General features: G+C 69.5%; 2 protein-coding genes. One reads left to right on the top strand and one right to left on the bottom strand.

The features are described from left to right. Positions 1–1861: alpha-L-fucosidase (locus ACWDS7_RS46110; RefSeq protein ID WP_451934457.1), on the bottom strand; the 1861-nt coding region annotated here is incomplete at its 3' end. A 217-nt stretch (positions 1862–2078) separates the two neighbouring features. On the opposite strand from ACWDS7_RS46110, the gene ACWDS7_RS46105 reads away from it, so the two are divergent. Beyond that, on the top strand, positions 2079–5441 hold the full coding sequence (locus ACWDS7_RS46105; RefSeq protein ID WP_451934456.1) for an OmpL47-type beta-barrel domain-containing protein: 3363 nt from the start codon (positions 2079–2081) through the stop codon (positions 5439–5441). Positions 5442–5510 lie beyond the last annotated feature (69 nt).

Below are 5510 nucleotides of genomic sequence, written 5' to 3'. Positions count from 1 at the left end.
GGTCGGCGCAGCAGTCGAGCCGGTTCCAGACGTCCACGCTGTCCAGCGCGGCCGAGGCGCCGAGGTCGACCTGCCACCAGGCCTGCTTCTCCGGCTCGGCGGTGTGCGTCGTCGTCGCGGAGCCCCAGTTGCCGTCGGTGTTGCCGTCGACGGCCCGGGAGGCCGGCGCGTCGTAGCCGGTGCTCTTCTGCGTGGCCGGCTTGCCGAGCGAGAGGTTGGGCCGGTTGACCGCCAGGGGCAGGGCGGTGGTCGTCCCCATGCGCCCGGTGCGCTGGTGCAGGCCCAGCGTGTAGGGGCCCGGCGCCACACCCGCGGGGGCGCTCACGCTGATCGGCACCTTCACGCTTTCACCGGGACCGAGCGGGCGCACGCGGGGCGCCCCGAGCGTGGCCGTCCAGCCCTGCGGCACGGTGAGGGAGAGCTTGGTGGCCGGGGCGTGCCGCTTGCCGGGGTTGGTGACCGTGAGCTCGCCGCTGACCGTCTGACCGGGGGCGACCTCCTTCGCCAGGCTGGAGGAGGTGCGCAGCAGGCTGTGCACGCCCGGCGTCTCGATCTTGAAGACGTAGGCGTGCTTCCCGGTCTCCGGCGGGGTGTTCACCACGACGCGGCCCTGCTCGTCACGGCTCCATGACAGGCGCGCGTCGGAGCCGAGCATGGTGACGCGGGTGCTGTGGTCCACCGGCAGGTCGGCGCCGAGCGTGAGCTGCTCGCCCGGCCACTTCAGCGCCGTGGCGTACAGGGTGCCGTCCTTCACCGTGTAACGGACGTCGTCGGGGCCGCCCTTCTCCTCGGCCCGGTTCCAGTACGTGGTGCCGTAGATCGCCTCGCCGTTGGCCTTGAGCCAGGCGCCGATGTCCAGCAGCCGCTGCCGCTGGATCTCGGGGATCGTGCCGTCGGCCTTCGGGCCGATGTCGAGCAGCAGGTTGCCGTTCTTGCTGACGATGTCCACGAGCGAGTCCACGAGCTGGTCGGAGGTCAGGTGGTCCTCCTCCGGCTCGTTCTGGTTGTAGCCGTAGGAGTGCGCGATGCCGCGGCTGGACTCCCACTTGACCGGGTCGATGTCCGGCTTGACGGCGTACTCGGGGGTCTGGAAGTCCAGTTCGGGGCTGTCGAGGTTGCCGCTCTGGATCTTGCACCGGTTGGCGACCGCGACCTCCTTGCCGCTCTTGAGCGCCTTGTTGTAGTAGTCGGCGAGCACCCCGGCGGTGTCCCAGTAGGAGGCCGGCTTCTCCCACTGACCGTCGCACCAGATGACGTCGGGGTCGTAGCCGTCGATGAGCTCGCGCATCTGCGGGAGCATGTAGTCCTTGACGTAGTCGCCGACGACCGGAGCGCCCGTGTACGGGATCTGCGCCCCGGTGTAGGGGTTGGTCGGCGGGCGCCCGGTGTAGGAGGGGTTGTACCACTCGTAGAGCGAGTAGTAGAAGCCGGCCTTCAGCTTGTCGTCGCCCGTGCGGGCCGCGTCGAACAGCTCCTTGGCCAGGTCACGGCCGGGTCCGAGGTCGACGCTGTCACGCCCGCTGACCTTGCTGTCCCACAGGGCCATGCCCTCGTGGTGCTTGGAGGTCAGCACGAAGTACTTGGCGCCGGCGTCCTTGAACAGCTTGACCCAGTCGGCCGCGTCGAACTTCTCCGCCTTCCACTGCTGCAGGAAGGCGTCGTAGTTGAAGTCCTGGCCGTAGGTGGCCTTGTGGTGGGCGTTCGTCGCGCTGCCGGGCGAGTTCATGTAGTTCCCGTACCACTCGGCGTAGCTGCCGCGCGGTCCCCACGCGGGCACCGAGTAGGCGCCCCAGTGGATGAAGATGCCGAACTTGTCGTCATTGAACCACCCCGGCACCGGGTGGCTGTTCAGCGACTCCACCGTGGGCTCGTACGCGGGCGGCGGGTCGGCGCTCGCAGCAGGCTGGGTGACGAAGAGAGATCCGATGATAAGGAGGCTAGTAGCGGGAGCTAAGAGCAGTTTCCGCCTCATGTGGGGGCTCCAGACGTTGATTGATCGGATGAAACGTAACCTTGGCGTGATCGCCTTCACAAGAGGGCTGTGCCAACAATGAGGGCCATCCACGACAGGAGGCCCTGTGCACCACGGCAAGCCCTGGCGGCTGCTCCTCGCGGCGTGCGTCGCCGCGAGCGGGCTGACCGCCCTCACCCCCACCGCGGCCCTGGCCGCCGACACCGTCTTCCACGTGGCCGTCCAGGGGGACGACACGGCCGCCGGCACCGAGGCCGCGCCGTTCAGGACGATCGCGCGCGCCCAGCGTGCCGTACGCGAGGCACGGCCCACCGCGACCGGCCCGCTGCGGGTGCGGGTGCGCGGCGGCGTCCACTATCTGGCCGAGCCCCTCACCTTCACCCCGGCCGACTCCGGCGCCACCTACGAGGCGGCCGCGGGTGAGACGGTCGTGCTCAGCGGCGGGCGCAGGCTCGCGCCCGCCTGGACCACGCACCAGGGTGCCACCCTGGTCGCCGACATCGGCAAGGACCTCGACTTCGATGAGCTCTTCCTGGACGGCAAACGGCAGGTCCTGGCCAGGTACCCGAACTTCGACCCCGAGGTCGCGGTGCTCAACGGGTACGCCGCCGACGCGATCTCCCCGTCCCGGGTGGCCCGCTGGAAGAACCCCACGACCGCGCTGGTGCGCGGGCTGCACCAGGGCGAATGGGGCGGCAACTCCTTCAAGGTGACAGGCGTCGACGGCAACGGCGACCCGACGCTGCAGTGGGTGGGCGACAACAACCGGGGCAGCGGGCTGCACCCGCAGAAGCGCATGGTCGAGAACGTCCTGGAGGAGCTGGACGCGCCGGGGGAGTGGTTCTACGACAGGGCCGCGGGCAGGCTGTACCTCCAGCCGCCCGCCGGCGTCGACCCCGCGGCGGTCCGCGTCGAGACGGCCGAGCGGGAGGAGCTCATCCGCGTCGTGGGCGATTCACCCGCGTCACCGGTGCACGACCTCACCTTCGCCGGGTTCACCTTCACCCAGACGCACCGGACGCTGTTCAGCCGGCCGTACGAGAAACTGCAGCTGGGTGACTGGGCCATCGCCCGCGCGGGCGCGGTCTACCTCAAGAACACCAAGAAGATCACCGTCCGTGACGCCCGCTTCGACCAGGTCGGCGGCAACGCCGTCTTCATGGACGGATACGCCGAGGGCAACGTCGTCTCCGGCGGCGACTTCCGCGACTCCGGGGCCAGCGACATCGCGGTCATCGGCTCGCACGAGGCCGTCCGCGAGCGCTCCACCTGGGACGACATGCGGCGGACCATCACCGACACTACGCCGGGCCCGAAGACCGAGGACTACCCGCGCGACATCACGATCACCGGCAACTACCTGACCCGCAACGGGCGCTTCGAGAAGCAGACCTCCGGCGTGCAGATCTCGATGAGCCGCCGGGTCACGGTCTCCGGCAACACCGTGCACGACGGGCCGCGGGCCTGCGTCGACATCAACGACGGCACCTGGGGCGGGCACGTCATCGAGGACAACGACATCTTCGACTGTGTCAAGGAGACCTCCGACCACGGGCCGATCAACTCCTGGGGCCGTGACCGCTTCTGGCCCCTGACCGCCGGCGACGCCGTGAAGAAGGACTACGCCAAGCTTGACGCGATGGAGACCACGAAGATCCGGCACAACCGGATCTGGCACTCCTCCCACTGGGACGTCGACCTCGACGACGGCTCGTCCAACTACGAGGTCACCGGCAACCTGCTGCTCAACGGCGGGGTGAAGCTGCGCGAGGGCTTCTTCCGCACGGTGCGCGGCAACATCTTCGTCAACGGCGGCGGGCACTTCCACGTCTCCTACGCCGACAACGGCGACGTCGTCGAGAAGAACATCTTCGTCACCGACGACCCCTACGACTTCATCCAGAGCGATCCGTCCACCTCCAGGACCGCCTACGACGACAACCTCTTCTGGAACAACGGCAGGCCCGTCGCCGACATCACCGACGCCTGGCGCGCCCGCGGCCTCGACACCCGCTCGGTCGTCGGCGATCCCCTGTTCGAGGGGGCGAGCCCCTACGCCGATCCGGCCAAGCTCGACTACTCCCTCAAGGCCGGTTCCCCGGCTCTGGCGCTGGGCTTCGAGCCCTTCGCGATGACCGGGTTCGGCAAGCCGGGCTCGCCCACGCCGCCGCCGCTCACCTGGCGCAAGCCGGACACCGGCCTGACGATCGGCAACCTGGCCGAGCCGCTCATGGGCGCGACGGTCACCGAGATCCACAGCGACGAGGTGAAGTCCTCCGTCGGGCTCACCGACTACGACGGCCTGTTCTTCGCCGCCGTGCCCGCCGACTCCCACGCCTGGCGGCAGGGGCTGCGCACCGGTGACGTCATCAGGGAGATCGCCGACGTCAAGGTGAGCGACCGCGACAGCTTCTGGAAGGTCTACAACCGCACCCCCGCCGGACGGCCGACGGCGCTGAAGGTCTGGCGCAACCAGGCGCTGACGGACCTGAACCTGACCAAGGCCGCCGGCGTGGAGACGATCGACAACGTCTCCGGCGTCACCTACACCGGCGCCGGCTGGGACTGGAAGAACGACCAGCGCGGCGGCGCCGGATCCACCCTCGACGACCTGCACGCCACCCAGACCGACGGGGACGCCTTCGAGCTGGCCTTCCACGGCACCGGCGTCGAATACATCGCCCAGGTCAACTCCGACGAGGGCAAGGTCGACCTCTACCTGGACGGCAAGCTCGACACCACCATCGACAACCACAACCCGACCCGTGAGTACCAGAAGGTCGTCTACACCAGGACCGGTCTGGCGCCGGGGCCGCACACGCTCAAGGGAGTGAAGAAGGACGGCTCCTACTTCATCGTCGACGGCTTCAAGATCCACACTACTGCCGGGGACGGCGATGCGCCGGTGACCACCGCGTCCGGGGTGCCCTCGGGCTGGACCTCCCGGCCCGTGCAGGTGGTGCTGACCGCCTCCGACTCGGGAGCCGGTGTGGAGCGGACCGAATACCACCTCGGCGACGGCTCCTGGCGCCCCTACTCCGGTCCCGTGCGCGTGGACCGTGAGGGGGAGAGCGTGCTGGCCTTCCGCAGCGTCGACCGGGCCGGCAACGTCGAGGAGTCCCGATCGGTCACCGTCAGGATCGACACGACGGCTCCCACACTGACCGCCACGCCCGACCCCGACCGGCTGTGGCCGCCGAACCACAGGCTGGTGCCGGTGGACATCTCGCTGAAGGCGGCCGACGCCGGTCCCGTCACGGTCACCCTGGTCTCGATCACCAGCTCCTCGGCCGGGGTGGAGGACGACGTCCGCGGCGCTTCGTACGGCACGGCCGACACCTCCTTCGCGCTGCGTGCGGAGCGGGACGGCGGGTCGGCCCGGGTGTACACGATCACGTATCGGGTGGTGGACCGGGCGGGCAACGCCGCTGTGGCCCACACTCGGGTGACCGTACGGCGGGCGGCCTAGGTCTCCGGCGCCCGTGCCCATCATCGAACTTCAGCGCCGTATGCGGCAGCTCGGCGAGATCCGCATCGG

This window comes from Streptosporangium sp. NPDC003464 (genome assembly GCF_053588315.1).
Note: the sequence above shows the minus strand (reverse complement) of the source record. Positions and strands in the feature narration are given on the sequence as shown.